The organism is Sorangium sp. So ce124 (assembly GCF_051525235.1).
Classification (GTDB): domain Bacteria; phylum Myxococcota_A; class Polyangia; order Polyangiales; family Polyangiaceae; genus Sorangium; species Sorangium atrum.
The window spans coordinates 10,105,674-10,132,158 of sequence record NZ_CP150312.1 but is presented as its reverse complement, the minus strand read 5'-3'; the positions used below and the strand labels follow the sequence as shown (position 1 = coordinate 10,132,158).

Here is a 26,485-nt window from a genome sequence, read left to right as displayed (position 1 = left end):
ATCATCGCTTCCTCGTCGTGGAGCGATCCCCGACACCGGCTCTCAGCGATCTCGATGCGCTTCTGTCAGCCTGCCGGCAGCTGAACGCAGAACCGGCTCCCCCGCCCCCCGTTGTCCGTCACGTCGATCCTGCCGCCGTGTGCCTCGACCACCAGCCGGCAGAACGTCAGCCCGAGGCCGCGGCCGGCCGAAGTGATCGCGCCCCCGTCGGCGAGCCGCGCGTACTTGTCGAAAATGCGGTCGCGCAGGTGGACCGGGATCCCCAGGCCCTCGTCGCACACGTTGAGCTCGACCCAGCCCGGGCCGAGCCACCGCGCCTCGAGGCGCACCGCGCCGTGCGGCGGGCTGTGGCGAAGCGCGTTGTCGACGAGGTTCAGCAGGACGCGCCGCACGAGCTCCTCATCGGCGCGGAGAAGGCAGCTCGGCATGGCGGGGCAGAGCTCGATGCGCTGCCCGCGCGACGCAGCGAGCGGCTCCAGGATCTCGGCGACACCTTCGAACAGCGACGCAGGGTCGAGCTCGGTGAGCCGCAGGACGAACGTCCCGTGCTGGCGGCTCGCCACGTCGAGCAGGTTCAGCGCGGTGCGCTGGATGACCTCGGCCGAGGTGAGGACAGCATTCCATCGGCGCCGCTCCGGCTCCGGAAGATCCTGCTTCTTCAGGCGTGCCTGCGCGGCGAGGATGATACCGGCGGCGGGACTCCTGAGATCGTGCGCGAGGAACTCGCTCAGCGCCTCGCTCTGCCGCTGGAGCTCCTCCAGGGCCTGTTGCCTCTCCGCGAGATCGCGGTTCGCCGCCTCGACCTCGCGCGCCCGCGCCTTGCCCTTCTCCAGGCCGTCGTGGAGCGCCACGTTCTCCAGGGCCACGGTGGCGCTGCCGGCGAGCGCCTGGAGCAGCGTCACGTCGCTCTGCGCGATCTCTCGTACGGAGCTCCAGTAGGCCCCCAGCGCCCCGAGAGGAGCGCGCGCGCGGATCGGCACCATCGCCATGCTCCGCACGTAGGTCGACCGATAGGCGTCGATCGGGACGCGGGGATCGCGCGTGATGTCGCCGATGACCGCCGGCCTCCGATTCAGCATCACCCAGCCGCTGACGCACGCCGACATCGGAAACCGTCTCCCCTGCCAGAGGGGGGCGATCGAGTCCTCCTGCGCATAGTAACAGAGGTCACCGTCGCGGAGCACGAAGGACGCACCGTCGGCGCCCGTGAGGTCCCGGGCGGCCCGATCGACAATCTGCATGATCGTCTGGAGGTCGCGGGCCAGCGAGAGGTCTTGCACGGCGCTGATGAGGCGCCCGCAAGGATGGAGTTGTCGGAAACTCGGGTCCGAGTCAGCGAATCTCTCGTGGCCCTCGGGTTCCATTCCGTACGATGTCTAACGCGCGCTGGCGCGCACGACAAGGCGAGCGCGACGCGTCAAACGACGTTCCCCGGCGCGGGTGGCCGCCAGCGCCCGCGCGCCCGCCTCGCGCTCGGCGGCCGTGCAGCGGCGGCCGCTCTCCACGCGGCAAGCCCGAGGCCGGCCTCTCGATGGATCACGCGCGTCTCCGAGCGCCGCGCCCGCTCGCGTCCTCGCACAAACAGCAGAACCCACCTTCCGCCACAACCGCTCTCGGCCATCGCTTCATGCCGAGCGCCGAGGGGCGATGTGGTGGGGCAGCGGGCCCTCGCCGTCGGGCCGGGTCGCGCGCGCCTCGATCCGCCGCGGCGCGGCTAGCGATGAGGCTGGCGCCTCGACGCCCCCAAATGATATCACCAGGTTACGGTTCGCCATGGTGCCAGGCTCGATGACCCCAGCGCCGAGGATCAGAGCAGCATCCCACCTCTTCGCACCCGGTGTCCTGACGGCGCTCACAGCGCGTTTGTTCACCTGCCGTGAGAGGCGTGGGGCTGGCGCGCCGAGGATCGTCGCTTCTGGCCTCTTGCAAGGACGCAATGGACGACAGGCTCGCTTCGCTCTCATGTAAGACACTGCTTGACGGCACACCCACACCGCTGGCGCTGCTCTCCGGCGCCGGCGAGGTGGTCGCCTGCAACGCGGCCTGGGAGAGCTGCGTTGGCCCGTCCGCGCGGCTCCTCGAGCGCGTCCACGAGGACGATCGGGGAGAGCTGTCCGCCCGGATCACGGGCGCGCGCGCCGCCGCGGGCAGCGTCTCCGCCGCGGCGCGCGTCGTGGGCGCCCGCGGGGAGATCGTCCAGCTGCACTGGACGCTGTGGCGCGCCGACGACACGGCGCTCTGGGCTGCCGTGAAGCCCGATCGCGGGGCGTGGGAGGCTCAGGCGCGCATCCTCGTCGACGTGTTCCAGACGATGGATGCGATCGTCTGGTGGTGCGATCGGGCGGGCACGCTCCACGTCTCCGACGGCAACGGGCTCGAGAGCATGGGGCTCAAACGGCACCAGCTCGTCGGAATGAACATGTTCGATCTCTACGGCGCGGACGCGGATATCATGGGCCTGTGCAAGCGCGTCCTCGAGGGGGAGCCGGTCCGCACGGACACCGTGGCCGGGGGCGTGCACTGGATCGTGCACTACGCGCCCCGCCGGAACGATGACGGCGAGATCGTGGGCGTCCAGACGTTCGGCATCAACCTGGCCGACGATGTCAGGCTCGCGGTGAAGGGGGAGCTGCTCCGCGCTTGCATCGACAGCATGCCCATCGCCATCCTGGCGTTCGACAGGACCGGCAGCTGCGTGATCGCGCAGGGCGGGGCGCTCGCGCAGATCGGTTGTACGGAGCGAGGCGAGCTGGGCAAGCACATGCGCGAGCTGTGCGGCGACACCGAGGATGTCCGCGCGGCCTTCGAGCAGGCCCTCGCCGGGGAGATCGCGCAGGTCGAGCAGGTCCGGCGAGACAGGATCTGGCGGACCAGGTTCGTTCCCCAGAAAGACGTCCTCGGGGAGACCACCGGCGTCGGCGCCATCTGCGAGGACATCACGCAGCAGCTCCGCGTCGAGCAGCAGCTCCGGGAGCAGCTGCGGTTGACGCAGGATCAGCAGGAGTCGATCGCGCGGCTGTCGAGCCCCATCATCGAGGTCTGGCAGGACGTGCTCATCGTCCCCTTGATCGGCTCTGTCGACGCGGATCGCGCGGCGATGGTGATGGAGTCGCTGCTCGCGAGCGTGGTGGAGAAGCAATCCGCCTTCGCCATCCTCGACCTCACCGGGCTCGATTCGGTCGACACGACGACGGCGCAGCACCTCATCAAGATCATCAATGGATTGACGCTGCTCGGCTGCAAGGGCGTGGTCACCGGCATCCGCCCGCCGGTCGCGCAGACGATGGTCGGCCTCGGCTTCGATCTGTCGCAGGTCAAGACGCTGCGCAGCCTGAAGGAGGCGCTGCGCTGGTGCATGAGCGCCCGGCGCGGCTCAGGCGCCGCGCCGCACCGCCTAGAGCGCGGCTGAAGCGCCGCGCCGGCCGCGCCCGTGGAGCGCGGTGCGGCGCGGCGCTGGCTTGACTCAGCCGACTCAGTGGCTCGTCGGATCCGCGGGATCCGTGCCCGCGTCGCACTCATCGCCGTCGAGGAACCCGTCGCCGTCGCGGTCGATGCCGATGCGCGTGCCCGAGCCCGGCGGCACGCAGGTGTACGTCACCGGGTGCCCGGTGAGCGCGGCGAGCGAGCGCAGGACGAGATCGCTCAAGGGCGGGGCCGCGGCGCGCGCCGTGGTGAACTGGCCACCTCCGATATAGAGCAGGCCTGTCTCCTCGAGGAGGAACGGGAGCTTCGCCACGAGGTCGCACTCCCCGGCCTCGGCGCGCTGGCGGAGCAGGTCGATGCGCGGCCAGGCCGCCGTGGCGTTGTGCGAGCCGAGCGTGACCTGCTGCCCGACGATGGGGGCGAGGTTCGTGTCGAACGCCAGCATGAACTCCACGGCCTGCTCGCGGAGGAGCTCCCCGGGCGCGCCGGGCGGGAAGCCGTTCGGCGAGAACTCGCTCTGCTCGAAGCCGATCGCCTGGTGGAAGCGGAACAGCGTGTCCATCACGCCGTCGTGCATGAACCCGAAGCCGCGGATCTGGTCACCCTTGAAGTCGTTGTCTCCCGGGTGGAAGAGGCTCAGGACCGGGGCCATGCCGAACATGCCGATCTTCTGGTACATGTTCCGCAGGTGCGGGATCTTGAAGCTCTGGCCGTTCTCCTGGCCGATGCTCGCGCCGTCCGTCCCGAAGAAGCCGGGGAAATCGCTGGTACCGGCGTTCCCGTCCGGGTCCAGGGTATGGCAGGAATTGCACGAGAAGGTCCCTGCGCCGCCTTCGCGGAAGAAGTGATCGCGCCCGGCCTGTTGATCGGCGTTCAGCGAGTTGTCGAGGTTCCGGATCGGGTTCGGCGGATACGAGAGCTGGAGGATGAAGTCTGTGAACGCCTCCATGTCCTCGTCGGGGATCGGCGCGTGCCGGCCGAGCAGGTTGGTGAAGCCGCCCTGGAACTTCTTGAACCCCGCGCGCTCGTCGAAGGCCCCGCTGTCCGGCTGCGCGGTGGACGCGTCGTTGCCGCCCGTGCGGTCGCCGCGCCAGTGCATCGGGCCGTGGTTGGCCATGCCGCGCAGGCTCTGGGTCGTCATGGGCCCTTTCATCGGCTTCAACGAGGTATCGGCGGGGAACGGCGGGTTGATGTTCGTGAACGGCCCAGGGTTCGTCACGGTCTCCCCGTCGGGGTTGCCGAGGTCCCATGCCAGGCTATCGAGGTCGCCGAAGACGTGGCAGCTCGCGCACGACGAGTCGCCGTGGGCCGACGAGAAGCTCGCGTCATGGAGGAACCTCCGCCCGCGGACCACGCTCTCCGGCTCGGGGTTGTGGAGGGCGATGTGGGCCGTCTCGGCGTGCGTGGACGTGTTGACGACGGAGATGGAGTTGTCGAAGCGCGTGAGCACGTACAGCCGGCCGCGGGGCTGATCGAGCGCGAGCCCGCTCGGCCCGCCGCCGGTGACCTGGATCTGGCTCGCGAGGCTCGGCGTGAAGGTGTCATTCTCGATCTGGGCCGTCTGGAAGACCCCGACCTTGCTCGACCCGAACGCGGCCACGTAGAGCTTCGATCCGTCGCTCGTCACCGCCATGTCGACCGGCGTGGCCAGGCTCTTCGCGTTCTCGGCGTTGGGCACCGGAGCGCAGCAGGTCGAGTAATCGATGTGCTTGTTCAGGTGCCGCGGCAGGACCGAGCCGCCGCTGCCGAGCACGGAGATCCGGCTCTCGTGCAGGTGTCCACGGACGCTCGTGCCCGCGAAGGTGCCTGGGCCCTCGAAGCGATCGAGGTTGAACGCCTCGGTGTTGGAGACGTAGACCTTCCCGTTCGCCGGGTTGACGACCATGTTGTAGAGGACGGTCCCGACGCCGGTGAAGAAGCCGGCGCTGCCGGGCCGCTGGACAGGGGGATTGGCCGCGGCGTCGATGACGAAGACGTCCTTGTCCGGCAGCGAGAACATGACCGAGTCGTCCCAGGGGTTGCCCCCGGCGTCGACCCAGTGGGCGCCGTCGTGCTGGACGATGAGCGACGTCGTCAGCTGCGGCTCACCGAGGTGGTTGGTGAACGGCGGCAGCATGCCGCCTTCGTCCTCCACGATCGCGCGGTGCACGGCGGTCGTGCGGTTGCCGGTGTGGAAGCCGGCGGCGTACACCGAGGCCCCGTCCGGGCTGACCGCGAGCGCCCGCGGCGTGTCGGTGAAGAAGGAGAGGATCGTGAGGGGCGTGCCCCCGAGCGACGGTTGGGTCGCGACGGCGTTCGCGTTGAACACCCAGACGTCGGCGCGGCCGACCCCGGGCGTCGTCAGCTGCGGATCGAACGGCGCGTTCTGGCCCCGGTGGGCGGCGGTGATGAACGCGCGCGAACGCCCGGGACCAGCGAAGACGATGTCCCGCGGCTCGTCCCCGACGAGGAGCGTGCGCACGACCCGCGGCCGCAAGGGGAACGAGACGTCGACGACGCTGACGCTATCGGAGAGGTGATTGACGACCCACACCTCGCCGTCGTTGCGCGCCGCGACGGCGACGGGCTCGAGGCCCACGCTCACGGAAGAGATGTGCGTCAGACCACCCGACGAGACGTAGAAGATCTCGAGGCGGCCGTCGGGTGTATTGGCCGCGAAGAGCAGATTACGACTTGGTGAGAGCGCGAGCGGTCGGACCTGACCGCTCTCGAAGAGGGTGTACGACGGAGCCGCCTCCGCGGGGGGTCCGACAGCGAGGCAAACGAGCGTGGCAGCGGTGAAGAGCAGGCGATTCTGGGAGCGCAGTGCACGATGTGGGCGCATACCGACCTCCTTGCCAGGGGGCTTTGGCAAAAGGACTCCTCAGTGTAGAAGTGCACGGTTATCCTTGAGGAATCAAGAACTTCCTGATGTCGCTAGCGTGCTCCCTGTTGCGCAGCCAACAAGGGTGACGTCGTGATGCGGCCGTGTCGCATTTGTCGAGTGTCTCGCCGCGCGTCGCGTCGTGTGGCTCGTCGCGTGTATGCGCGAACTGCCTACACAGTGGCCGCGTCAACGACTGTGGTGTTCACCAGCGGAGGCTCCGGCGCGCCGTGAGAGCAGCTCGCCGCGAGGACCGCCAAGGAGAAGGAGAGCGGCGCCGCGCGCGCCGCGAGACTGGCAAGGAGGTCGTCTCGCAGGGGGTCGAACGACCGGTGGATTCCTGTTGCTGGCAGGCGTCCCGGCATCCGCATGCATCGCCGCCGCGCGGAGCGCCTGGACCGGCGGCGCGGCTCGAGACTAGGATCGTCCCCCGTACACATCGAGCCTCGGGAGATCGCCATGTGCCGGAACATCAGGACGCTGTTCAACTTCGAGCCGCCGGCGACGGAGGAGGAGATCCGGGCGGCGTCGCTGCAGTTCGTGCGGAAGCTGAGCGGCTTCAACCGGCCGTCGCAGGCCAACGAAGCGGCCTTCGCGCAAGCCGTGGACGACGTCGCGGCCGCCGCGCGCGTTCTGATGGCGTCGCTGTCCACGACCGCCGCGCCGCGGGACCGCGAGGTCGAGGCGGTCAAGGCGCGCGAGCGCTCGCGGCTGCGCTTCAGCCGGGGCTGAGGCGCGGGGCCGCCGCGCCGTCCGGGCGCGCATACGCCCGGGAGAGCGCGCCGAGCGAGGCGTTCCCCGGCGCGCTCGCCCGCGCCGTGCTCGGCTGGCCCTCGGGCTATCGTGTCGTGCCGCGCGCCTTGCGCGCCATTGCGCGCCCCTTGCCCTCGCGGCGAGGGCTCGGCGCGGAGGGCTCTCCTTCCCGTGATTGCGCCGTCTGCAGTGATTGCGGTGATTGCCCTGCCCGCGCTTCCCGGGCTCGCCGCTCTGGCAAGCACACGACGCGCGCGGCGATGGTCATGCCCTCGAGGAAGGCCTCGTGCGTCGCGGCGCCGTACTTCAGGCCGCGCGCCGAGGAGACCAGGGTGTCCGCCAGCTGGCGCCCGGTGACCCCCGCGGGCTCGTAGGCGGCCGCGAGCCCGGAGGCGCGCAATGCCTCGGCCACGGCCTCGACGAACCGTCCCTCGTGCTCGGCGACGAGGGGGCCGACGAGCTCGTTCGCGGCGGTCGAGAGATCCGCCGCGTCGGCCCCGAGCGCGCCAACGAACCGGCCGATCCACGCGTCGAACGCGGCCACGAGCCGGTCCTCCAGGGGGCGCTCCGCGTCGGCGAGCGCGGCGGCGGCGGCGGCGAGCGCGGTGTCGAGGAAGTACCCCACGGACGCGCGGAAGAGCTCCTCCTTCGTGGCGAAGTGGAGGTAGAGGCCCTGCCGCGAGACGCCCGCCGCGCGCGCGACCTCGTCCATCGACGTCTTCCGGAAGCCGAAGCGCAGGAACACCGTGAGCGCCGCGTCCATCAGCTTGCGGCGGCGCAGATCCTCGGCGGGTCTATCGGTGGAGCGCGGCTCGCCCTCGTTCACGATGGTCAGCATTGACAATTGAAGACCATATTGTCAACAGGAACCTTGACGGTGCGCAGGTGGACTGCCAATAACGTCGGGTGCGCCAGCCCGCCTCCCCGGCCGATCCTTCCGCGCTCTCCCCCTCCCGCGCCGGCCTGGGGGTGAAGATCGGCGTGGTCGCCGCGGCCGCCACGCTCCTCGTCGTCGCTCAGCGCATGGGGCTGTTCGAGCTCTTCGGAGAGCCCGCGCGCATCAAGCAGGCGCTGCTCTCGCTCGGGCCGTGGGGGTATGTGGCGTTCCTCCTGGCGTACGCCGCGCTCCAGCCGTTCGGCGTGCCGGGCACGGTGTTCATCCTGGCGGCGCCGCTCATCTGGCCGTGGCCGGTGGCGTTCGCGCTCTCGATGGCGGGCACCATGGCGGCGAGCGTCGTGGGCTTCTCGTTCGCGCGCTTCGTCGCCCGCGACTGGGTCTCTGCGCGGGTGCCGGCGCGCTTCCGCGCCTACGACGAGGCCCTGAAGCGGCGGGCGTTCCTGACGGTGTTCTTGCTCCGCCTCGTCCTCTGGATGCCGCCCATGCTCCACGTCTTCTTCGGCCTCTCCGGGGTGCGCTTCTGGACGCATTTCTGGGGCTCGCTGGCCGGGTACACCCTACCGCTCCTGGCGACTGCCTATTTCGGTCAACGGGTCTTCGACGCCCTGCGCGACGCGCCCCCGTCGGCGTGGGCCGGAATGGGCGCCGCCGCGGTGGCCGTCATGGTCCTCCTGTGGCTCGCCAGGCGCTGCTCCAGGCGGGACGTCGTCCCCTCATGACAGGAGTCCCGGCCGCCACGGGCGGCGCGAGCGAGGGCGGCGGCACGACCGGGCGCGACCGGCGCGATCGACCGGGGCTCGGCCCAGCGGCCTGACCGCCGGGCTGCCCCTCGCGTGGTAGCTTTCGCCCGTGAAGCTCTCGTTCAACATCGCTGGCCCCTGCATCCCCGGCGAGCACTACATGCTGCCGCCCGAGCGCCGGCTCGGGCCGGTGCTCGATGCGATCGAGGAACGCAGGTACTTCACGCTCCACGCCGGCCGCCAGACGGGCAAGACCACCAGCGCCCGCTGGCTCGTCGAGCACCTGAACCGCAAAGGCGACCTCCGCGCGGTCTGGGTCGACGTCCAGATCGCGCGCGAAGAGCCCGATCCGGCGAAGGCCTTCGAGGCCGTCCTCTACGCGCTCGACACCGCGGTCGACCGCGACCTGCCTGACCTCGGCCGCCCCGCGGACGATGTCCGCCGCGTCGATCCGGCGAGCACCTTCGTCCTGCGCTACCTGCGCGATCTCGCGGCGCGCAGCGACAGGCCGCTGGTCGTGCTCTTCGACGAGGCGGACGGGCTCGTGGGGGCGGCGATGGTCTCGTTCCTGACCCAGGTCCGGCAGGGCTACCTCGACCGGAGCCGGATCCCGTTCCCCTCCAGCGTGGCCCTCATCGGCCAGCGCCAGGTGCGCGACTACGCGCTCGCCCTGGAGGAGCGGCGCGCGGTCGCGTGGCTGGGCACGACGTCGCCGTTCAACATCACCGCCGAGGCCACGACGCTCGGCCCCTTCACCGAGGCCGAGGTCGCCGAGCTGCTCGCGCAGCACACCGCCGCGACCGGACAGCGCTTCGAGCCCGAGGCCGTGCGGCGGATCTGGGAGCTGGGACAGGGCCACCCGTGGCTGACCAACGCGATGGCCGACCAGATCGTCCGCCGCGACGTGGAGGACCGCGCCGTCCCGATCACGACAACCCACGTCGACGCGGCCAAGGAGACGCTCATCCTGGAGCGCCGCTCGCACATCGACTCGCTCATCGCCCGGCTGCGCGAGCCCCGGGTGCGGCGCGTGCTCGATCCCATGCTGGCCGGCACGCAAACGGACAGCGATGTGCTCGATGACGATTTCTCCTACGTCCTCGGCCTGGGCCTGATCCGCTTCCACGGCGGGCGCTTCGAGATCGCGAATCCGATCTATCGCGAGGTCGTCCCTCGGGCGCTCACGTTCATTCGGCAGGCGCAGATCCCGGCCGAGCCCGCCGCTTACGTCCACCCGGACGGCTCGCTCGACATGGGCAAGCTCTTCACCGACTGGCAAGCGTTCTGGCGCAAGGACGGCCACCTCGCCGCCGAGGGGTTCGGCTACCGCGAGGCCGGGCCGCACCTGATGCTGATGGCCTTCTTGCAGCGGGTCGTGAACGGCGGGGGACGGGTGGAGCGCGAGTACGGCCTCGGGCGCGGGGCGCTCGACCTGATGATCTGCTGGCGCGACGAGCGCCACGCGATCGAGGTGAAGGTCCGCCGCGACACGGAGACCGAGGCCGACGCGCTCGATCAGGTGGCGCGGTACCTCGAGCACGCGGGCCTCGGCGAGGGGTGGCTCGTGATGTTCGACCTGCGCAAGGAGCGATCGTGGGCAGAGAAGCTGTTCGTGCGCGAGGTGGCGCACGGGGGAAAGGCGGTCCGCCTCGTGGGGTGTTGAGGCCGCGTCGGAGCGATGACCGCCGAGCCGTTCCACCCCGTGTCCGGCCTGGACGGCGACGGCGCTGCTCGAAGCTGCCGAGTCGGGGTCGATGAACCGGAATCGACGAAATTTCCTCGCGTCATCGCGCGTCACCGCGCGTCGCCGGGCCGCTGTCCAGGCCCTCGCGCGTTGAAAGCCCGCCGTCGGAGGCTATGCACCAGGCATGCGTGAGCGTCGCCCCAGCCAGACGGCATCCATCGTCGCCCTCCTCCGGGCGCTCGCAGACCAGGGCCTGACCGATGTCCCGGGCTTCGAGGATCCGGTCGCTCACCGGCTGCTGTCGCGCGGGTGGAGCGCCGCGCTGGAGCTGTTCGCGCGCCGGCTCCGGGGCCTGGACCCGGCGAAGCGCGCGCGCGCCCTCGCCCGGCTCTCCGCGGTCCCGCTGCGCGTGATGGCCATCGACATCGAGCTCGAGCGCGCGGTGGAGCTCGGGTGCCGCCAGGTCGCGTGCCTGGGGGCGGGGCTCGACACGCGCGCCTTCCGGATGAAGGCGCTCTCGGCGACCCGCTTCTTCGAGATCGATCACCCGGCGACGCAGGCCTTCAAGCGGCGCAAGGCGGCGGGGCTGTCGCCGCTCGTGGAGCAGCTGACCTACGTGCCCGTCAACTTCGAGCGCGACGCGCTCGCCGCGTGCCTCTCGGCGGCCGGCCATCGACCCGACGAGCCCACCGCGTGGATCTGGGAAGGGGTCGTGATGTACCTGTCGGACGAGGCGCTCCGGTCGACGCTGCGGGCGCTCGCCGACGCCTCGGCGCCGGGAAGCGTCCTCCTCGTGAACTACATGGAACCCCCCGTGCCGCGCCGCGTGCAGCGCGTCTTCCGCCTGCTCACGTGGCTCTGGAGCGAGCCGCTCATCGGCCTGCGCCGGCGCGAGGTGATGCTCGCGGAGGTCGAGCGGGCCGGGTTCCGCGTGGTGCGCGACACGGGCGCGGCGGACTGGGCCCGGCAGCTCGGCGCCCCGTTCGCGCCGTCCAACCCGGCCGCGAACACGCGGCTCCTCGTGGCCGAGCGGCCCGGCCCGGGCGCTGCCCCGCCGCCCGTTCGCCCGCCGAGCTGACCCGGTCGGCGGCGCGCCTCAGCCCCCGCGCCTCAGCTCCACGTCGCGGAGCGCCGAGGGTGGCGGGTCTCGATGGCCTCGGCGTGCCCCCGCAGCCCGCGCGCGGCCGGGAGGTTGCCATGCTCCTCGAAGACGTCGGCCAGGGAGAGCCCGAGCACGACGATCTGCTGGGGCTTCTCCAGCGCGCCGACGGCCGGGGCCACGGAGCCCAGCAGCTCGAACGCCCGCCGCCACGCCATCGCCGCGGCGTCCGGCATGTCGGCGTTGAGCGCCGCGTGGCCAGAGCAGCGGTGCATGTCCGCCGCGAACTCGTGGCTCCCGCGGCGGTTCGCGAGCTCTCCGGCGCGCGCGTACGCCTCCGACGCGTCAAGGAAGCGGCGCTGCTTGCTGTGCAGGCTGCCGAGCGAGGCGTAGGCCTCGGGGATGATCGCGAGCAGGCCGCGCCGCTCCGCCTCCTTCAGCGCGGCGACGAACACCCGATGCCCCTCCTCGACCACGCCCGCCGCGATCATCGAGCGCGCGCGCTGCATGGCGATGTGGACGGCCTCCTCGCCCAGCCCCCGGCTCGCCAGCATCTCCTCGGCCTGTTGCTGGAGCCGCGCAGCCTCGGCGTGCCGCCCCGCGTGAAAACACGTGTCCGCCTCGTGCAGGAGGCGCCGCGCAGGGAGGAGCTCCGGGGCGCGGAGGGGCGAGTCGGCGGCGATGCGCAGCTCCAGATCGGCGGGGAGGCGCCGCCCGCGCGCGGAGAGATCGGTGAGCACGCGCTCGAGATCCGCGATGGCCGGGCCGTCGGCCTCCGGCCACACGACGCGGGACGCGCCCTCGCCGAGGCGCGCGAGCAGGTCGCCGACGCTCGAGTGGACAGGGTCGACGAGGACCCAGCGCACGAGCGCGAGGTCGGGGCAATGCGCGAGCCAGAAGAGGTCGCGGGCATAGGCGCGCGGGTCGTCGATGTGCTGTGGCGCCAGCACGACGACCGCGGTCCCGTCCGGGGCGCAGGCGGCGACGTGCGCCGCGAGGGCGCTGGCGAAGGTGTCGAGCGGCTCGCGCAGCGGGCCCTGCTCGGGCGTCGCGAGCGCCGCCGGGGCGCCGAGCTCACGCGACAGCGAGCGCTCTCGGGCCGCCCAGCCGCGGCTGGGTCCGTAGACCGGATCTGCCAGGACCCACACGGGACGGGGGGCCGGGCCCGCCTCGCCGAGCGCCCGCAGCAGCGCCAGCGTGTGCCCATGGACGTGTGCCGGCACGATCACGTGCAGCAGTCGGGCTCGCTCGCCCGTGAAGATGGCGCTGAGCGCGCTGGCGAAGTCGTGGATCATGTCGCGGTTCCGGGCGGATTCTTGCTCCGATCGCCGCGGAGGCCAAGCGGAGGCGCCAGCGTCGCGAGGCGGGGCCTCCCCTGCGCCTGCGCCACGGGCCCCCTCCCGCCCGGGGATCCCTGGCGGGCGGCCAACGCGCGTCGCAGGACGCCACGGTCGAGGCGATGTGTCTCAGGGGGAGCGATCCCCGGGATCCGTGGATGTGGTGACGAGGAGCACGCGCGGGCGCTCGGCGCGGTTTGGCCCGGGCATTGCTGACCAACATGGCCAACGGACATCGTTGACTGAAGGCAGGATGAAGCTGGGATCTGGACGAGACAGCTCGAAGCCAGCGCAGAGAGTCGTCGAGAAACCGCCGGGCGCGCCGAGGGGGCAGAGCCGCTGGGCGCGGTCGAGCGCGGAGGAGAGGATACAGTGAAAACAGGGATTCGGTCGCTGCTCCTGGGCAGCATGGTCATCGGTTGCGTCGGTGTGATCGGTTGCGGAGGCAGCAAGCCTCAGCCGGAGGGACCGGCCGAGAAGGCGGGCGAGGCCGTGGACGACGCTGCGCGCGACGTCAAGGACGAGGCGAAGGACGCGGCGGAGTCGACGGGCGACGCCGCCGAGAAGGCGGGGGACAAGATCGAGGAGAAGACGGACAAGTAGCCCGAGGCGAGTTCGGGCGATGAGGGGCGAGCCCGTGCGCTCTCCCCTCACCGCGCGTCGAACCATGAACAACAAGGCTGGCCGGAGCGCCTCGCGCGCGAGATCGCCCCGGCCGGCGATGAAACCCGGACGACCCCGGCCGCGCGGAGGCGCGGCGCACCATGGAGGCAGGAAGATGAAAGCGACGTCATTGCTCGAGAAGCAGCATCGCAAGGTGGAGTCCCTCTTCAAGCAGCTGGAGAGCGGCAGATCGGATCCGGCGCTCGTCCTCGCCGAGCTCGCCAACGAGCTCGCCGCGCACATGGCGATCGAGCAGGAGACGTTCTATCCCGCCGTGCAGCAGATCAAGGAGGACGTGATCCTCGAGAGCTTCGAGGAGCACGCCATCGCCGAGCTCGCGCTGAAGCGGCTGCTCTCGACCTCCCCGGAGGATCTCTCGTTCAAGGCGCGGGTGACGACGCTGAAGGAGCTCATCCAGCACCACGTCGAGGAGGAGGAAGGGGAGCTCTTCCCGGCGGTCGAGAAGGTTGTGGACGAGAAGCGCCTCACCGAGCTCGGTAAGTCGATGAAGGCGGAGTTCGAGCAGCGGCTGGCCGAGGGCTACGAGACGCTGCTGCCGGCGGGCTACAAGAAGACGTCCGCGGACAAGGCGAGCCACACGATCCACGAGGGCCACGCGAACGGCGCGGCCCGGGCCTGACGAGGCCTTGCTCGAGGGGAGAGGTCGAGCGGCGATCCGGCGGTGAGACATGGAAGACGCGATCGGCTGGGTCAGCTCTGGCATCCTCGTCCTGACGGTCGGCAATCAGGTCTACAAGCAGTGGAAGAGCAAGACGAGCCAGGGCATCTCCAGGTGGCTCTTCGTCGGCCAGCTGGCCGCGTCGATCGGGTTCGTCGTCTACAGCTGGATGCTCGAGAGCTGGGTCTTCGTGGCGACGAACTCGCTCATGGTCGCGAACGCGCTCGCCGGCGCGACGATCGTCTATCTCCAGCGGAGGCGCGGCGCGCCTCGATCGGCGGAAGCGGAAGACGAGGCCAGGGCCCGGCGGGCGTTCAAGCTTCCGCGCGCCGCCGGCCCGCGAGGGCGACATCTGAGAGGCGGCCGCCGCTCGCTGGCGTGCGGTGTCCTGTCTCGCACGAGTGGAATTCGAAGCAAACGAACACAACTCCATGCGACACGCGCGCTTCTCTCCGCACAGGCGCGCGGGAAGCCCGCCAATCGAGCCTGAACCGCTCAAGCATGCAAAAGTGAAGCAGGATCGGTCGATGTTGAGCATGCGTCGAATGCCCCATAGACTCGACGGATGCTTACCACTTGGACGCCTTCATGCGCCGTCGCGCTCGCCGCGACGTTGATCGGTTGTATGCTGTCGGGCTGCGTCGGTGAGGTGGGCGACGCGTCGATCGATGGCGAAGGCGGCGGGCCGTCGAGCGGCGCCGGCGTCGTGATCCACAACGGAGACTCCGGCAGCGGGCCGAGCACCAGCAGCGGCGGCTCGGCCACGGCGGGCACCGGTGGCTCGGCCACGGCAGGCGCCGGCGGCGCCGGAAGCTCGTCTGCTCAGGGCGCCGGCGGCTCGGCCACGGCAGGCGCAGGCGGCGCCGGAAGCTCGTCCGCGCAGGGCACCGGCGGCTCGACCACGGCAGGCGCCGGCGGCTCGTCCGCCGAGGGTGCAGGCGGCTCCTCTGCGCAGGGCGCCGGGGGCTCGGCCACGGCCGGCACCGGTGGATCGAGCGGCGAGGGCTCCGGGAGCGGCGCCGGCGGCTCGGGCGGCGCCACGGGCGCGGCGCAGCTGTGCGTCGATACGATCAACGAGCACCGCGCCACGCTCGGCTTGCCGCCCCTCGCGCGCTGGGTCGAGGCGGAGTCGTGCTCCGATGGAGAGGCCGAGTCCGATGGGAACACCGGCGAGTTTCACGGCGCGTTCGGCGCTTGCGACGAGAATGCCCAGAACGAGTGCCCCGGGTGGGGAGGCCCGCCGGACTCGATGATCGTCCCATGTTTGCAGCTCATGTGGGACGAAGGGCCGGGCGAGGATTTCGAGAAGCACGGCCACTACATCAACATGAGCAGCACCCGCTACACGAAGGTGGCTTGCGGGTTCCACACCTTCCCTGACGGCAGCGTGTGGGCGGTGCAGAACTTCCGATGATGAGCCGGAAGCACTCCTCAAATTTTCCGGGGAATTGAACAGGGAGGCGAGTCCGTCGCGCTACGTCCGCGCGCTCGGGTCGATACCGTCCGCGCGCATCTTCTCTGCGGCGGCCGGTCCGGCGACCGTGCCGACTCGAAGAACTGGGTACTGGCCCAATTTGAACAGGGAGACGGGGAGGCAGGGAGAAAATAGTAAATCTCTCCGTCTCCCCGTCTCTCTGTGATTTTTCTCGGGCAAAGTTGACCACCACAAAAAAAAACTGAGCGGGCATTCACCACGGAGCATTGACGAGCTGGCGCCTCGATCTCCGGAGATCGATGGCCCTGCTCGCCTGCCGTCGCCGACGTCATTCGGCGCCGCCTCCTGCGGCAGCGCCGGGCGGCCGCGCGAAGCGACGAGCGGTGTCCACGGGGTGCTTGGGATGTAAGAAACCCGAACGGCGAGCGTCGGCGAGGAGGGAGACGACATGAACCACGGGCATCACCACGATCATGGCCACCCTCACGAGCAAGGCCGCCCTGCTCCTGCCGACCTGGACCGAGAGCGGACGAAGGATCCGGTCTGCGGGATGACCGTCTCGCCCGAAACAGCCGCGGGGCGGCACGAGCACGGCGGTAGAACGTATTTCTTCTGCAGCCAGCGCTGCCTCGCCAGGTTCCAGGCGGAGCCCGAGAAGTACGCGCCCGTCGAGAGGAGGACCGAGGGAGAGCCCACGCCGGCCTCGCAGGGAATCACCACGTGCCCGATGCACCCCGAGGTCCGACAGACCGGACCGGGAACATGCCCCTCCTGCGGAATGGCCCTGGAGCCGCTCGATCCGGCCCAGGCGACGCGCGTCGAGTACGTCTGCCCGATGCACCCCGAGGTCGTCCGCACGGCGCCGGGCTCCTGCCCGATCTGCGGGATGGCCCTCGAGCCGCGCACGGTGACGCTCGAGGACGCGCCGAACCCGGAGCTCGCGGACATGTCCCGGCGCTTCTGGCTCAGCGTCCCGCTGAGCTTGGTTGTCCTCGTGCTGGGGATGTCCGAGATGATCCCAGGCCAGCCGGTGCAGCAGCTCCTCGGCCGATGGCTCGTCTGGATCGAGCTCGCCCTCACCACGCCCGTGGTGCTCTGGTGTGGTGCTCCGTTCTTCGAGCGCGGCTGGGCCTCGATCAGGACTCGGCACCTCAACATGTTCACCCTGATCGCCATCGGCACGGGCGCCGCCTACGCGTACAGCGTCGTTGCCACGCTGGCGCCGGGGATCTTCCCCCACTCTGTCCGCCACGGCGGCGTGGTCCCGGTCTACTTCGAGGCGGCCAGCGTCATCGTCTCGCTCGTGCTTCTCGGCCAGGTCCTCGAGCTCCGCGCCCGCAGCCGGACGAGCAGCGCGCTCAAGGCGCTCCTCGGCCTCGCCCCAAAGACCGCCAGGCGCATCGGCGCGGACGGCCGCGAAGAGGATGTCTCTCTCGAGCTCGTGCAGCCAGGCGACCGGCTGCGCGTGCGGCCGGGGGAGAAGGTGCCTGTCGACGGCGAGGTCCTCGAGGGGAGCAGCGCGGTCGACGAGTCGATGGTCACGGGCGAGCCCATCCCGGGCGAGAAGACGCCCGGCGCCCGCCTGGTCGGCGGCACCGTCAACGGCACAGGCGGCTTCGTGATGCGGGCCGATCGCGTCGGGCGCGACACCCTGCTCGCCCGGATCGTCCAGATGGTGGGCGAGGCCCAGCGCAGCCGCGCGCCCATCCAGCGCCTCGCGGACGCCGTCGCCGCGTACTTCGTGCCCGCCGTGATCGCGATCGCGGCGCTGACCTTCGTGGTCTGGCTGCTCCTCGGGCCGGAGCCCAGGCTCTCCCACGCGCTCGTCAACGCGGTGGCTGTGCTCATCATCGCCTGCCCGTGCGCGCTCGGCCTCGCCACACCGATATCGATCATGGTCGGGACGGGGCGCGGCGCGACGGCCGGTATCCTGATCAAGAACGCCGAGGCGCTCGAGACCTTCGAGAAGGTCGACACCCTCGTCGTCGACAAGACCGGCACCCTCACCGAGGGCAAGCCGAAGCTCGCCTCGGTCGCGACGCTTGGCGACCTCCCGACGAACGAGATCCTCAGGCTCGCGGCGAGCGTCGAGCGCGGGAGCGAGCACCCGCTCGCGAGCGCGATCGTCGCGGGGGCCCTCGAGCAGGAGCTCGAGCTCCTGCCGGCAGAAGGGTTCCGGTCGATCACGGGCAAGGGCGTGGTGGGCACGGTGGCCGGGCGCTCGGTCGCGCTCGGCAACCTCACGCTCTTCGAGGAGCTCGGTATCCCGCCGGATGATCTCCCGCGCCGAGCCGAGGAGCGCCGACAAGAAGGCCAGACGGCGATGCTCGTGGCGGTGGACGGCAAGGCGGCGGGCATCGTCGGCGTGGCCGACCCGGTGCGTGCGTCGACGGGCGAGGCCGTCCGCCTCCTCCGCGAGGAGGGCATCCACCTGATCATGCTCACCGGCGACAGCCGCACGACCGCGGAGGCGGTCGCCAGGAAGCTCGGCATCGAGCACGTCGAGGCCGAGGTGCTGCCCGATCAGAAGGCCGCCGTTGTGAAGCGCCTCCAGGCCGAAGGCCGCATCGTGGCGATGACGGGCGACGGCATCAACGACGCGCCCGCGCTCGCCCAGGCGCACGTCGGCGTCGCCATGGGCACCGGGACCGACGTCGCCATCGAGAGCGCCGGGATCACGCTCGTGCGCGGTGACCTCCGCGGCCTCCTGCGCGCCCGGAGGCTCAGCCGGGCGACGATGCGCAACATCCGGCAGAACCTGTTCTTTGCGTTCGTCTATAACGCGCTCGGCGTGCCGGTCGCGGCGGGCGTCCTCTATCCCGTCCTCGGGCTGCTCCTTAGCCCCATGATCGCCAGCGCCGCGATGAGCCTGAGCTCGGTGTCGGTCATCGGCAATGCCCTCCGGCTGCGCCGGGTCGAGCTCTGATCGAACCGCCGACGTCAGCGCTCCGGCACCTCACAGAACCCGGCGTCGGCCGAGCCCTCTCGATCTGTCATCTGGCGCCGGGACCCTCGATCCACCCGCCCGTGGGGTTCGCTGCGTTCATCAAGCGCGCCCAGGAATTCGGCATCCCCCTCCGGGAAGCCAACGAGCTGCTGAGTCTGTGCGGCGCCGGGCCTCTCAGCGCCCTGTAATGCCCACCCACCGGCGACATCTTCACGTACGAGATGCCGGCCGCGATTCGCCCCCCCGAGAGAGGCAGCGACTGCACGGTGGGAGAGTACGCGTGCAATAATTACATCCTTCGCACCGCGGACGGCGCGACGTGGAGACCGGCCGCGAGCGGTCACCCGCCGCGAAGGAGCTCATCGAGGCTCGCCATACAGCTTCGCCGCCCCTGCCTCGTCGAGCCAGGTCAGCACGTAGTCTCCCTCGTTGGTGCCCTCGCACCGGCTCTCCGCGTTGTAGTGCATCACCGACCCCGGATCATAAGGCGTGAGCGCCCGCCAACCGGGGCGTTCTCTGCAGGCGCCGTTGCCCTCCGGCCGGGCGTGCTCGTGCCGGAAGCCGAGGACGTGCCCGAGCTCGTGCCGGAGGACCCCGGTCAGGGTCTTCGAGGCGGCCCGCGTGATGTTCTCTAGATCGATGAAGACCTGGTGATACCCCCGCGCGACCATGCTCGGAAGGAAAGCTCGCCCGTTGTACGTGGTGCCGCTGGCGGGGACGACTTCGAACAGCGCGGGATGCTCCTCGTATTCGCAGGCCTCGTCCTGGTCGGGCTCGTAGACGAAGCGCACGGCGGCGGCGCTCGCCCAGGCGGACCCAGCCGCCCCCGCCGCGGCGACCACCGCGTCGTAATCGTCGCCGAAGCGCGGAGAGACGCAATACGTCAGGTTCATCTTCTGCTCGTCGCTCCAGCGGTCATCGCTCCCGTCGTCGCGCGTGTTGACGATGAGCGCCCCCGGCTGCTGGTACTGGGCGGAGAGCTCCTTCAGGGTCACGTCGTCGTGAACGCCGATGTCGCCGTCGACGAGATAAGCGCCGTCGTTCGGATCGCGCGGGAGGCTGGCCTTCCATTCATCGAAGCTCTCGTAAGTATCACCGACGGGCTCGCCCGCATCGGACGACGGGTCAGCGACGCAGCCCGCCGCCCCGAGGACGGAGGCGTACAAAAGGAGGAGAGAACGGTGAATAGATGGAGGGATGAACATGGTGAGCTCCTTGCTCGGGCCGATCCGGGCCAACTACCCATTACTGCGCAAGCGCCATGCCAGGGCTCCAAGGCCGCCGGTAGCACGAAAATCCCATTGCCAGGTTCGATGGCCCCGGCGGAGGAACGAAGCGACCGCCTCGTTGTGCCTTCCACGGTCACAGACGATCCTGATGCGGTATCAGTTCTCGTCCATCGAAGCGCGGCTCGGTGCTCCTGACTTCTGACCGGCGCGGTCACGGCGCGGTGACCGTAGGGGTCACCGGGGTGGCCGCAGCGCGTACCCCGGCGAACGCCGAGGCTGGTCATCCCGGATCTCCGGGCGAACCTCGGAGGTCGGCAATGTGGGAATGACCGATTGTCTGATGGAGACGCACGAGATCTTCACGGTTCACGGCAGCGGGCTCGCGGAGATCGACCGCGCGCGGTCAACCGCTGGTTCGCCCCTCCTCATCACCGACGAGCTTGCTCGGTAAGAACCGCGGGCCACGGGCGCAGCAGGCACCACCGGAAGGTCCATCGGGTACAGCTGTCAATTTGGAATTTTCTGCCTCCGGCCGACGCCTAATCGATTCATCGCCTCGCCCAGCGCGGGCGGATGCTAGGATGCGGCGTCCCCCGGCAGGCGACGCTCGTCTCGAGGTCATCCATGGTCATTGCGCGATTCCTGGGTTGCGCGCTCGCGGCGGCGATGCTGGCGAGCTGCAGCGATCCCGATACCCTCATCGAATACCGCTACAGTGCTTACGAGGGCGACCCCTATCCGAACCGACTTCCGGAGATCGTGATTCCGGAAGGCGGCATGGGCGTGGTGACCGATAGCCTCTCCGATACGATCTCCCTCATCGCGCTCGAGACCGGTGAGCGGTTCGGCGCCCGCCCCGTGGGCCGCGATCCCGTGACGATCGATGGGCCCCACCGCGCGGCCGTGGACGCCGCGGGCGGCGCGCTCTACATCACGCTGTCGTACCCTGCCACCGCGGGCGCGATCGGCTCGCATTCGGTCCACGGCGGGAGCTCGGTGGCCGGCTATGTCCAGAAGCTCGCGCTCGACGACCTGCGCCTCCTCGGGCAGGTGCGCGTCGAGCCCAACCCGGCCGACATCGTGATCTCGGAGGACGGCAGGCGCGTGGTCGTATCTCATTTCGATCTCAAGCGCGCGCTCGACAACCCGAAGGACCCCGAGGCGGCGCGCTCATCGCTCGCGGTCGTGGATCCCGACGCGGTCTTGCTTCGGGGCTCGGCCACGCCGAGGCTCATCCCGGTCTGCAAAGCCGCGCACGGGATCGCCCTCTCGCGGCCGGACGGCGCCCGGGCCTACGTCGCCTGTTATGGCGATGACGCGCTCGCGATCGTCGACCTGACGGACCCGGACGCCGAGGTAAAGCTCGTCCCCGTCGGCCCGCCCCTGGCGCCCGACGCCCACTCCGCGGGCTACGGGCCCTACACCGCCGTCATGTCGCCTGACGGGAAGACCATCGCCGTGAGCAATACGGCGAGCCGGGACGTGCGCTTCTTCGATGTCGAGTCGGAGACGTTCGACGAGTCCAAGACGATCCTCACGATCGGCGCGCCCTACTTCGCCGCGTGGACCCCTGACGGGAGCGCCGTCTACGTGCCGACGCAGGTGCCCGACATGATCGCGCGGATCGGCATGAACCCGGACGACAACGGCGCCATCTCCCAGAACATCAGGGATGAATGCATGAGGCCGCACCTCGCGGAGCTCGACGAGGAGCACGGGCTCTTCGTCGTCTGCGAGGGCGACCAGACCGTGACGCCGGGCAAGGTGCTCCGGCTCGATCCCGAGACGCTGGAGATGCGCAGCGAGGCCGAGGTGGGCCTCTATCCCGACGCGTTCGCGCGCGTCGCAGCGGGGGCGCCATGAGGGCGCGAGCGGGTCACGGCCGCGCTCGCCTGCGCGGCGCTGCGCTCGGGAAAGTCATCGAGCACCGGATCGCGGATCGCAGGATCCTGCGGCTCATCCAGACGTAGCTTCGCCTGGCTGCTCACCCTTCGTCCGACGTGCGGCCGAGCCCGACAGGCGCGCTCTGTCGGAGACGCCAGCTGGGCGCCGCGCGCTGCGCGAAATGGGAGTGTTTGGATGGACATCCGCGCTTCCAGGTGCGCTCCGAAGCTCAGCTCATATGCTCTGTCACCCGCTCATGTGTGATTCCCGCGGCCGCGTCGCTCTCCTCCCATCGACGCGTCGAAGCGCTGGAAACGCGGCTCAATCAGGATGGTCTCAAGGACGACGAAGATGGGGAATATATCTTCGGTGAACGGCTTGCAGAGCGAGCGGCGACGACTATTGCTCAGCTCAAGCCGAACGGCGGTGTTCTGGTGAACCGCTGCCTGCCGAGTGAAAGGCACCCCTGATGTCGCTGCAATTGGCTCAATCGAAGCTGATCGTCGCCCTCTCAGCCCTCGCCGCCGGTGCCCTCTTCGCCCCTCTCGTGGGGCGCGCTGTGCGCCCCCTGGCGCTCCTCGCCGTCAAGGGCGGCATTGTCGCGCAACGGGAGCTCGTGGGCATCGTGGAGGGGCTCCGCGAGGAGCTGCAGGACATCGTCGCCGAGGCAAAGGCTCAGCTTGGCGATCTGTCCGAGCCGGCCTCGGGCGACGACGGGCATGCTCATGACCATGCCCACGCACATCAGCGGGCAGGCGCGTGAGCCTTGCTGGAGCGAGCTCACATCCTCCCAGCACGAAACGGGACGCTCGCTTGCGTCTGCGCTCTGTCGTCGGGGGGAGGATGAGGTGGGAGGCGCGAGGCCTCAAGAACAATCCCCGCTATGCCGCCGCCGTCGAGTCCGCGCTGCAGGAAGAAGCGGGCATCGAGGAGGTCCAGGCCAATCCCGTCACGGGGCGCCTGCTGCTGCGCTGCGATCCCGGGCTCACCCCGGCCGCTGTCCAGGCGAAGCTTCGCGCCGCCCTCTTGTCTCCCCCGCTGGAGCACGACGTGTACCGGCAGTGGTGTGAGCAGCGGGCGGCCACACGCGAGGCGCGCCAGGGATGCGGGCATGACCAGCACGAGGACCACGAGCACGGGGATCCGGACGTCCAGGTGCGTAACCTCGTCCTTGGCGGCTCGGTCCTTCTCGGCCTAGGCATCAAGAGGCTTGCGTTCGGCGCCGGCGCGCTGGCGTCGAATCCGATCATCGGCGGCATCAACGTCGCCGCCACGTTGATCTCGGGATACTCCTTTTTGAAGGGGTGGTGGCGCTCGATCTCCGGCCAGACGGGCATGAACACCGACACGCTCGTCGGGTCGGCCACGATCGCCAGCCTCCTCCTGCGCGAGAACGTCACGGCGCTGACCGTGCTGTGGCTCCTCAACCTGGGCGAGTACCTTCAGGCGTTGACCCTGCGTCGCACGGAGCGCGCAATCCGCGATCTCCTCGATGTGCCGGACGAGGAGATCTGGCAGGTCATGGGGGAGCAGGAGGTGCGCCGCCCCGTAGCAGAGCTCCAGCCAGGAGACCTGATCGCGGTCTACGCGGGCAAGCGCATCCCCATCGACGGCGTCATCGTGGAGGGCCAGGGCACGATCAACGAGGCTCCCATCACCGGCGAGAGCGTGCCCGTGATGAAGGTGAGCGGAGATACCGTCTACGCTGGCACCGTGCTCCTCTCCGGCGGCCTGCGCGCGCGTGTGGAGCGGGTCGGCAGCGATACGGCCGTCGGGCGCCTCATCCAGCGCGTGGAGCAGGCGCGCGAGCTGCAAGCCCCTATCCACACCGTGGGGGAGCGGTTCTCCAGGCGGTTCGTTCCTGCCTCGTTCGCCTTGTCGATCGCGGTCCTCGCCTTGACGGGCGACGCGACCAGGGCGCTGACCATGCTGCTGATCGCATGCCCGTGCGCGGCGGGTCTCGCGACGCCCACCGCGGTGAGCGCGGCGATCGGGAACGGTGCGCGCCGCGGTGTGCTCATCAAGGGCGGCACCCACCTCGAGGCCGCGGCGAAGCTGGATGTGATCGTCTTCGATAAAACGGGGACACTGACGCAGGGAGTTCCCTCCGTGCAGCGGGTGATCTCGCTCGTGGACGACTACACCGCCGAGCAGGTCCTCTCGCTCGCGGCGACCGGCGAGCTGCACTCCCAGCACCCGCTGGCGCTGGCGGTGGTGGGCCACGCGGCGGAGCGTGAGATCACGGTCCAGCCCCACGACGCATGCGAGATCCTTGTCGGGCGGGGGATGCGCGCGGACTGGCAGAACAACATCGTGCTGGTGGGCAACCGCCGGCTCATGCAGCAGTTCGACATCGCTGTGTCTGCCGAGGCCGAGGCCCTTTACGCGGAGCACGCGGCCGAGGGCGAGACCGAGATGTACGTGGCCCACCAGGGTCGCCTCGTCGGGCTCATCGGCGTGCGCGACAAGCTCCGTCCGGACGTGGCGTCGTCGCTGGCGCAGCTCCGCCGGGAAGGCGTGCAGCGGATCGCCATGTTGACTGGTGATATCGAGGAGTCAGCCCGCGCGGTCGCCGGGGCGGTGGGGCTCACGGAGTGGCGTGCCCAGCTGCTGCCCGAGCAGAAGTACGAGTGGATCCGCGACCTGAAGGCGGCGGGGTTCCACGTCGCGATGGTCGGCGATGGCATCAATGACGCGCCGGCGCTCGCGCTGGCCGACGTCGGTATCGCCATGGGCACGGCCGGCTCCGATGTCGCCATCGAAGCGGCGGACATCGCGCTGGCGGCCGACAACATCGCCGGCGTCGTCACGACGCTGCGGCTCAGCCGCCAGGCGCTCGACGTCATCCGCCAGAACTACGGCATCGCGCTGGGCGTCAACGCAGGGGGCCTGGTGGTCGGGGCGATGGGGGCGCTCAACCCGTTCATCGCGGCGGTGCTCCACAACCTGAGCACGCTCCTCGTCGTGTTCAACTCGGCGCGCCTCATCGGTTACGATCCGACGCTCCCCGCTGGCGCGAGCGCGGCCACCGCGCGACCGAGGCGCGCGTCGCGGAGGAGCGCGAGGCCCGCGCCCGGTCCGCCGGACGCCGAGCGCGGCGCCCCGTGCGTGCCTCGCAGCGCGCCGGCCACCGCAGGGTCCTGAGCGCCGGTCGCGTGGCTGCGGCCCGCGTGCTGGGGGCGTGCTGCTCAGGCCCGCACCGCGGCGACGGACATCGGGCCGGATCGGCCACTACCCGGCGGCTCTGCCGGCTCGATATCCTCTATCTCGCCGCGCATCTCCCGATCCGTACGGTTTTGGTCTTCCTGTGTGGGCCTTTTGCGGCAACACATGCACACAGGCCTACGGCACACGCTTCGCTCTCGATGCAGGGCTGGATCGCGCTGGGAACCAAGACCACTCCAGGGCGACAGAGGAGAAGTCGATGAGCAAGTGGATCATGGGAGCTGCAACGATGATGGCTGCCCTGGCAACGGGGTGCGCCGTCGAAGCCGGGGATGCGGACGATGGTGACGCGGACCAGGCCGGTCTCGAGGCGTCGGGACCGACGTCGGAGCAGTACGGTGGGGAGAGGGACGGAAGCGGGTTGACCGCGACGAGCGCGGCGCGCAGCTGGTACGGGCGTCCAGGCGGAGGCTGCAGGCCGAGCTACCCCGGTCGCCGGCCCTGGGGAAACGGCTACAACGCCCCTTGGGGCTGGGGCGGTGGTCACTGGGGTGGCGGTGGCCGCCCGCCCTTCGGTGGTTACTATGGCGGCCGCGCGCCGTATGGGTGTCAAGGCGGGAATCCGTGGCGATGGTGACAGCGTGATCTCCACGCGGGCATTGCCGGATCGACGCTCCTGAGACATGCCTGTCCCGGGCCCATGTGAAGCCAAGCGCGCCCCTGAAGTTCACGCGCCGCCGGCGCTCAGAGGCGAGGCTGCGCGGCGCGCCGGGGGCCGTAGCTGCGCAGCAGCACGAGCGCCGCCAGCAGGACCAGCCCGGCGACACTGAATCCGGACGGCAAGCGTCGCACCCAGGCCTCCTCGTCGATGCCTAGCACCCCGAGCGCCAGGCCGAGCAGTCCTCCTGCGGCCTCGGCGGCGCGGCTCGCGGGCGTCACCGCGCGGCTCGCGATCGCCTCATGAGACACCGCGTGGACGAGGAGCCCTGCGATCGTGGCGAGCACCCAGGGTTCAGCGCTCTCGAAGCGATGCTGGCCGATGAGCCGCGGCGTCAAGGCACCGAGGACGGTGGCGAGCGCAATGCCTGTGAGCGCCGCGCACGTGACGCGTACGCCATCGGCCCCCGCTCTGGCCTCGCGCGTCAGCAGGGAGACCACCATGGCGAGCGGCACCGTGTGCGCCGCGAGGGCCAGCACGACCGGCGTGGACAGCAGCCCGGCCCTGGCGAGCAATGTGACGGCCGCGCCATCGCCAAACTGGTGCACGAGCACCGCCGCGTAGCCCAGCGCGAGCGTCATCCTCGGCGCATGACGGGCACAGTCCTCCCCGACGATGAGGCGCTCCATCACCATCGGCGCCAGCAATCCGGCCGCAGCCGGTAGCAGCGCGCGCCAGCCCAGCTCGCCGAGCGCCTCGGGCAGAAGGTGGAGAAGCGCGATCGACGCCGCGGCGACGACCGCGAATGTCCGTATCGCAGGCATGGCGCTGCTGTCCCAGCCGCGAAGCACCGCCAGGAGCCCGCCCAGTGCGACCGCGAGCACGAGGAGAACGATACCGAGTGTGAGCGACATGGGTGCCCCCCCAGCGCCGATTCATTGTGCATCGCAGCCGGGATGGGAAGCGCGGGACGAGCGCTGATGGCGCCGTGTCAGGAGAGCGCCGTCCGAGGCGTAGACGAGCCGCCC

Annotated in this window: 20 protein-coding genes; 14 read left to right on the top strand and 6 right to left on the bottom strand. The window is 70.3% G+C overall.

Annotated features, from left to right (window positions below; translation table 11 throughout):
* Positions 1–65 precede the first annotated feature (65 nt).
* On the bottom strand, positions 66–1,280 hold the full coding sequence (locus tag WMF19_RS38105; RefSeq protein ID WP_437894860.1) for an ATP-binding protein: 1,215 nt from the start codon (positions 1,278–1,280) through the stop codon (positions 66–68).
* Between the two features lie 656 nt (positions 1,281–1,936).
* Between WMF19_RS38105 and WMF19_RS38100 the strand changes: the two genes are divergently transcribed.
* Positions 1,937–3,409 (top strand): PAS domain-containing protein, encoded by a 1,473-nt coding sequence (locus tag WMF19_RS38100; protein WP_437894859.1) that lies wholly within the window; start codon positions 1,937–1,939, stop codon positions 3,407–3,409.
* A 63-nt stretch (positions 3,410–3,472) separates the two neighbouring features.
* On the opposite strand, the gene WMF19_RS38095 is transcribed toward WMF19_RS38100, so the two are convergent.
* Complete coding sequence (locus WMF19_RS38095) at positions 3,473–6,247, bottom strand: hypothetical protein (RefSeq protein ID WP_437894858.1); 2,775 nt, start codon at positions 6,245–6,247, stop codon at positions 3,473–3,475.
* A 498-nt stretch (positions 6,248–6,745) separates the two neighbouring features.
* Here WMF19_RS38095 and WMF19_RS38090 point away from each other — a divergent pair, with 498 nt between their 5' ends.
* Positions 6,746–7,018 (top strand): DUF2277 domain-containing protein, encoded by a 273-nt coding sequence (locus WMF19_RS38090; RefSeq protein WP_272102630.1) that lies wholly within the window; start codon positions 6,746–6,748, stop codon positions 7,016–7,018.
* Positions 7,019–7,124: 106 nt separating this feature from the next.
* Here the strand turns inward: WMF19_RS38090 and WMF19_RS38085 are convergent, their stop codons facing one another.
* Positions 7,125–7,877: a TetR/AcrR family transcriptional regulator gene (locus WMF19_RS38085; protein ID WP_437894857.1), complete on the bottom strand. Its 753-nt coding sequence runs from the start codon at positions 7,875–7,877 to the stop codon at positions 7,125–7,127.
* Between the two features lie 68 nt (positions 7,878–7,945).
* Between WMF19_RS38085 and WMF19_RS38080 the strand changes: the two genes are divergently transcribed.
* The 3 genes from WMF19_RS38080 (at position 7,946) to WMF19_RS38070 (ending at position 11,439) form a co-directional block, all read left to right on the top strand.
* On the top strand, positions 7,946–8,656 hold the full coding sequence (locus WMF19_RS38080; protein WP_437894856.1) for a TVP38/TMEM64 family protein: 711 nt from the start codon (positions 7,946–7,948) through the stop codon (positions 8,654–8,656).
* Positions 8,657–8,786: 130 nt separating this feature from the next.
* Positions 8,787–10,340 (top strand): AAA family ATPase, encoded by a 1,554-nt coding sequence (locus WMF19_RS38075; RefSeq protein WP_437894855.1) that lies wholly within the window; start codon positions 8,787–8,789, stop codon positions 10,338–10,340.
* A gap of 205 nt (positions 10,341–10,545) precedes the next feature.
* The gene (locus tag WMF19_RS38070) at positions 10,546–11,439 is read left to right on the top strand and encodes a class I SAM-dependent methyltransferase (RefSeq protein WP_437894854.1); all 894 of its coding nucleotides are present in this window, start codon (positions 10,546–10,548) and stop codon (positions 11,437–11,439) included.
* A 32-nt stretch (positions 11,440–11,471) separates the two neighbouring features.
* On the opposite strand, the gene WMF19_RS38065 is transcribed toward WMF19_RS38070, so the two are convergent.
* Complete coding sequence (locus WMF19_RS38065) at positions 11,472–12,755, bottom strand: hypothetical protein (RefSeq protein ID WP_437894853.1); 1,284 nt, start codon at positions 12,753–12,755, stop codon at positions 11,472–11,474.
* A 414-nt stretch (positions 12,756–13,169) separates the two neighbouring features.
* Here WMF19_RS38065 and WMF19_RS38060 point away from each other — a divergent pair, with 414 nt between their 5' ends.
* The 5 genes from WMF19_RS38060 (at position 13,170) to WMF19_RS38040 (ending at position 18,500) form a co-directional block, all read left to right on the top strand.
* Positions 13,170–13,400: a hypothetical protein gene (locus WMF19_RS38060; protein WP_272102623.1), complete on the top strand. Its 231-nt coding sequence runs from the start codon at positions 13,170–13,172 to the stop codon at positions 13,398–13,400.
* Between the two features lie 175 nt (positions 13,401–13,575).
* Positions 13,576–14,100 (top strand): hemerythrin domain-containing protein, encoded by a 525-nt coding sequence (locus WMF19_RS38055; protein WP_437325270.1) that lies wholly within the window; start codon positions 13,576–13,578, stop codon positions 14,098–14,100.
* 49 nt (positions 14,101–14,149) lie between these two features.
* Positions 14,150–14,629: a hypothetical protein gene (locus WMF19_RS38050; RefSeq protein ID WP_437894852.1), complete on the top strand. Its 480-nt coding sequence runs from the start codon at positions 14,150–14,152 to the stop codon at positions 14,627–14,629.
* A gap of 75 nt (positions 14,630–14,704) precedes the next feature.
* Positions 14,705–15,553 (top strand): CAP domain-containing protein, encoded by an 849-nt coding sequence (locus tag WMF19_RS38045; RefSeq protein ID WP_437894851.1) that lies wholly within the window; start codon positions 14,705–14,707, stop codon positions 15,551–15,553.
* Positions 15,554–16,022: 469 nt separating this feature from the next.
* On the top strand, positions 16,023–18,500 hold the full coding sequence (locus tag WMF19_RS38040; protein ID WP_437894850.1) for a heavy metal translocating P-type ATPase: 2,478 nt from the start codon (positions 16,023–16,025) through the stop codon (positions 18,498–18,500).
* A gap of 380 nt (positions 18,501–18,880) precedes the next feature.
* On the opposite strand, the gene WMF19_RS38035 is transcribed toward WMF19_RS38040, so the two are convergent.
* Positions 18,881–19,726: a hypothetical protein gene (locus tag WMF19_RS38035; protein WP_437894849.1), complete on the bottom strand. Its 846-nt coding sequence runs from the start codon at positions 19,724–19,726 to the stop codon at positions 18,881–18,883.
* A 648-nt stretch (positions 19,727–20,374) separates the two neighbouring features.
* Between WMF19_RS38035 and WMF19_RS38030 the strand changes: the two genes are divergently transcribed.
* The 4 genes from WMF19_RS38030 (at position 20,375) to WMF19_RS38015 (ending at position 24,778) form a co-directional block, all read left to right on the top strand.
* On the top strand, positions 20,375–21,613 hold the full coding sequence (locus WMF19_RS38030; protein ID WP_437894848.1) for a YncE family protein: 1,239 nt from the start codon (positions 20,375–20,377) through the stop codon (positions 21,611–21,613).
* A gap of 212 nt (positions 21,614–21,825) precedes the next feature.
* Complete coding sequence (locus WMF19_RS38025) at positions 21,826–22,104, top strand: hypothetical protein (protein WP_437894847.1); 279 nt, start codon at positions 21,826–21,828, stop codon at positions 22,102–22,104.
* Complete coding sequence (locus WMF19_RS38020; protein WP_437795261.1) at positions 22,104–22,397, top strand: hypothetical protein; 294 nt, start codon at positions 22,104–22,106, stop codon at positions 22,395–22,397. The genes WMF19_RS38025 and WMF19_RS38020 overlap by 1 nt, the downstream gene beginning before the upstream one ends.
* A gap of 80 nt (positions 22,398–22,477) precedes the next feature.
* Positions 22,478–24,778 (top strand): heavy metal translocating P-type ATPase, encoded by a 2,301-nt coding sequence (locus tag WMF19_RS38015; RefSeq protein WP_437894846.1) that lies wholly within the window; start codon positions 22,478–22,480, stop codon positions 24,776–24,778.
* Between the two features lie 765 nt (positions 24,779–25,543).
* Here the strand turns inward: WMF19_RS38015 and WMF19_RS38010 are convergent.
* A complete protein-coding gene (locus tag WMF19_RS38010) occupies positions 25,544–26,371 on the bottom strand; it encodes a hypothetical protein (RefSeq protein WP_437894845.1) in 828 nt (275 codons plus the stop codon).
* Positions 26,372–26,485 lie beyond the last annotated feature (114 nt).